This is a genomic window from Pseudomonas sp. GM33, from assembly GCF_000282295.1.
Classification (GTDB): Bacteria; Pseudomonadota; Gammaproteobacteria; order Pseudomonadales; family Pseudomonadaceae; genus Aquipseudomonas; species Aquipseudomonas laurylsulfatiphila.
Genome location: NZ_AKJO01000205.1, coordinates 1 through 2,535, shown reverse-complemented (window position 1 = coordinate 2,535; position 2,535 = coordinate 1). Strand labels below are relative to the sequence as shown.

Here is a 2,535-nt window from a genome sequence, read left to right as displayed (position 1 = left end):
GCTTGCTCGCGAAAGCGGTGGGTCAGTCGACATCTCTGTTGGATGTGCCGGCCTCTTCGCGAGCAGGCTCGCTCCCACAATGGATCGGCGGTGAGCACGGCATTGGCGTACATCCGTTCCCGCCATTTTTTTGCTGACCAGCAGGCTTGTGACTGCGGGCTAACAACAGGTAATTTGGACGGCCAGCCCTCCAAGACACGCCGGAGTTGATCCATGCGCATCGCCTTGCTGTCCGACATGCACCTGTCCGTCAACGCGGTTCCTTTTCCCGCCGTGGAGGCCGATATTGTCGTGCTCGCCGGGGACATCGCGCGCCCCGCCAAGGCCATCGAGTGGGCCAGGGCGTGCCCGGTTCCGCTGCTGTACGTGGCGGGCAATCACGAGTTCTATGGCAGTGACCTGGTCTCCACCTACGAGCAACTGAACAGTTTGTCGCAAGGCACGCAGATCCACGTGCTGGAACGTTCGGAGTACGTCCACGACGGCGTGCGCTTTCTCGGTTGCACCTTGTGGTCGGACTATCGTCTGCTCGACAACCCTGAGGATCGTACGCGGGGTATCAACCTGGCGACTCAGCTGATCCGCGACTTCAGCCACATCAAGATCGCCCCCGATTTTCCCGACCTGTTCACGCCGGCCATTTCCCAGCTGGTGTTTCTACAGACAGTCGCCTGGCTGGAAGACTGCTTCGCCCGCGACAGCCGCACGCCCACAGTGGTGGTCTCTCATTTCGCCCCGACACGATCGAGCATCAGCCCGACCTTTGCCGGTTCACCGATCAACTCGAGTTTTGTCTCGGACCTCGAAGCGCGGATCAAAGACTGGCAGCCAGCCCTGTGGCTGCATGGGCACACCCATGGCAGTTTTGATTATCGGGTGGGCAACACCCGGGTGGTCTGCAACCCTCGGGGCTATGCCAAGAACGGCATCAATGAAAATCCTGATTTCGATGATGCCTTCGTGATCGATCTGGATTTCTGAGGTAACGCTCGGGTCAGCAGCACCGCGTATTGCATTTCCCCCGGCCAAAACGCGCTTCCTGACGTTCGCGGAAAAACATCTCATAACTCATCACTGGCTCACCCGGACGGTTGCGGGCCATTTGTGCCACGTAGTTGTCGTACTCGGGAACACCGACCATCAATCGGGCGCTCTGGCTGAACATTCTGGCAACCTGCTGCAATTTGCGAAACATGGCGGATCTCTCTGTGAGCGTGGGACCTGGCCCATGAAAACGCGCTCATGTATCGGCATTGTGTCCGGATCGGGCGCCTTTGTATTTTCAAGTATCCAGGCTCGCGCCCGATGGACCGCCGGCAACCCGCTACACTTTCCTCGCTCCGCCGCTGCACCCGAGCGGCCACGACCCCTGACTTCTGATCTGGAGGTATCCCATGAGCGACAGCAGCGAACTCACCACCTTTACCGGCTGGGCCGCCACGACAGCGGGCGCGCCACTGGAACGCTACAGCTACGATCCCGGTCCGTTGGGCAACGATGAGGTGGAAGTCGCCGTGGAATATTGCGGCGTCTGCCACTCCGACCAGTCGCTGATCGACGACGACTGGGGTATCAGCCGCTACCCGTTCATTCCCGGCCATGAGGTGGTCGGTCGTATCGTGCGGATGGGCGATCAGGTGCGTGGCCTGGAACTGGGGCAACGGGTGGGCATCGGCTGGTACAAGGGCAGTTGCATGCATTGCACCTCCTGTATCGAAGGCTCGCATAACCTGTGCAGCACAGTGCAACCGACCATCATCGGCAGCAACGGCGGCTTTGCCGACCGCGTCCGCTCGCACTGGGCCTGGGCCCTGCCGATCCCGGCGGGGCTCGACCCGGCAATGGCCGGGCCGTTGTTCTGTGCCGGCTCGACCGTGTTCAACCCGCTGGTGGAATTCGGCATCAAGCCCACTGACCGGGTAGGCGTGGTGGGCATCGGCGGCCTTGGTCACCTGGCGCTGCGCTTTCTCAACGCCTGGGGCTGCGAAGTCACGGCGTTCACCTCATCGCTGAGCAAGCAGGACGAAGCCAGGCGCCTGGGCGCACACAAGGTGGTCGCCTCGACCGACTCCGATGCGCTCAACGACATTGCCGGCACCCTGGATTTTCTCCTGGTCACCGCCAACGCCAACCTCGACTGGACCGCCATGCTCGCCACCCTGCGCGGCAAGGGGCGCCTGCACTTTGTCGGCGTCGTGCCCGACGCCATTCCGGTGCACGTGTTCAACCTGATTCCCCAGCAAAAAACCCTGTCCGCCTCACCGGTCGGTTCACCCGCCAACACCGCGGCCATGCTGGAATTCTGCGCCCGCCACCAGATCCTGCCGCAGGTCGAGATGTTTCCCATGAGCCGGATCAACGACGCCATCGATCACTTGCGCAGCGGCAAGGCGCGCTACCGCGTGGTGGTGGATGCCAGCCGGTGACAGGAGAGCCGAAGGCGGTCCCCTGTAGGAGCTGGCCTGCCAGCGATGGTCGTTAACAATAACGCGGGGGACTTGGATAAACGCGGTCCCTGTAGGAGCTGGCCTGCCA

3 protein-coding genes are annotated in these 2,535 nt (G+C 62.0%); 2 read left to right on the top strand and 1 reads right to left on the bottom strand.

The features are described from left to right. Positions 1-213: 213 nt before the first annotated feature. Entirely contained in the window at positions 214-981 is a 768-nt protein-coding gene (locus tag PMI26_RS00005) for a metallophosphoesterase (RefSeq protein ID WP_007981153.1), read from the top strand. A 13-nt stretch (positions 982-994) separates the two neighbouring features. Here the strand turns inward: PMI26_RS00005 and PMI26_RS00010 are convergent, their stop codons facing one another. Continuing rightward, positions 995-1,195 carry a YbdD/YjiX family protein gene (locus PMI26_RS00010; RefSeq protein ID WP_007981151.1) on the bottom strand — a complete coding sequence of 67 codons (201 nt, stop codon included), beginning with the start codon at positions 1,193-1,195 and terminating at the stop codon, positions 995-997. 199 nt (positions 1,196-1,394) lie between these two features. Here PMI26_RS00010 and ahr point away from each other — a divergent pair, with 199 nt between their 5' ends. Beyond that, positions 1,395-2,426: an NADPH-dependent aldehyde reductase Ahr gene (gene ahr, locus PMI26_RS00015; RefSeq protein WP_007981149.1), complete on the top strand. Its 1,032-nt coding sequence runs from the start codon at positions 1,395-1,397 to the stop codon at positions 2,424-2,426. The last annotated feature ends 109 nt before the right edge of the window (positions 2,427-2,535 follow it).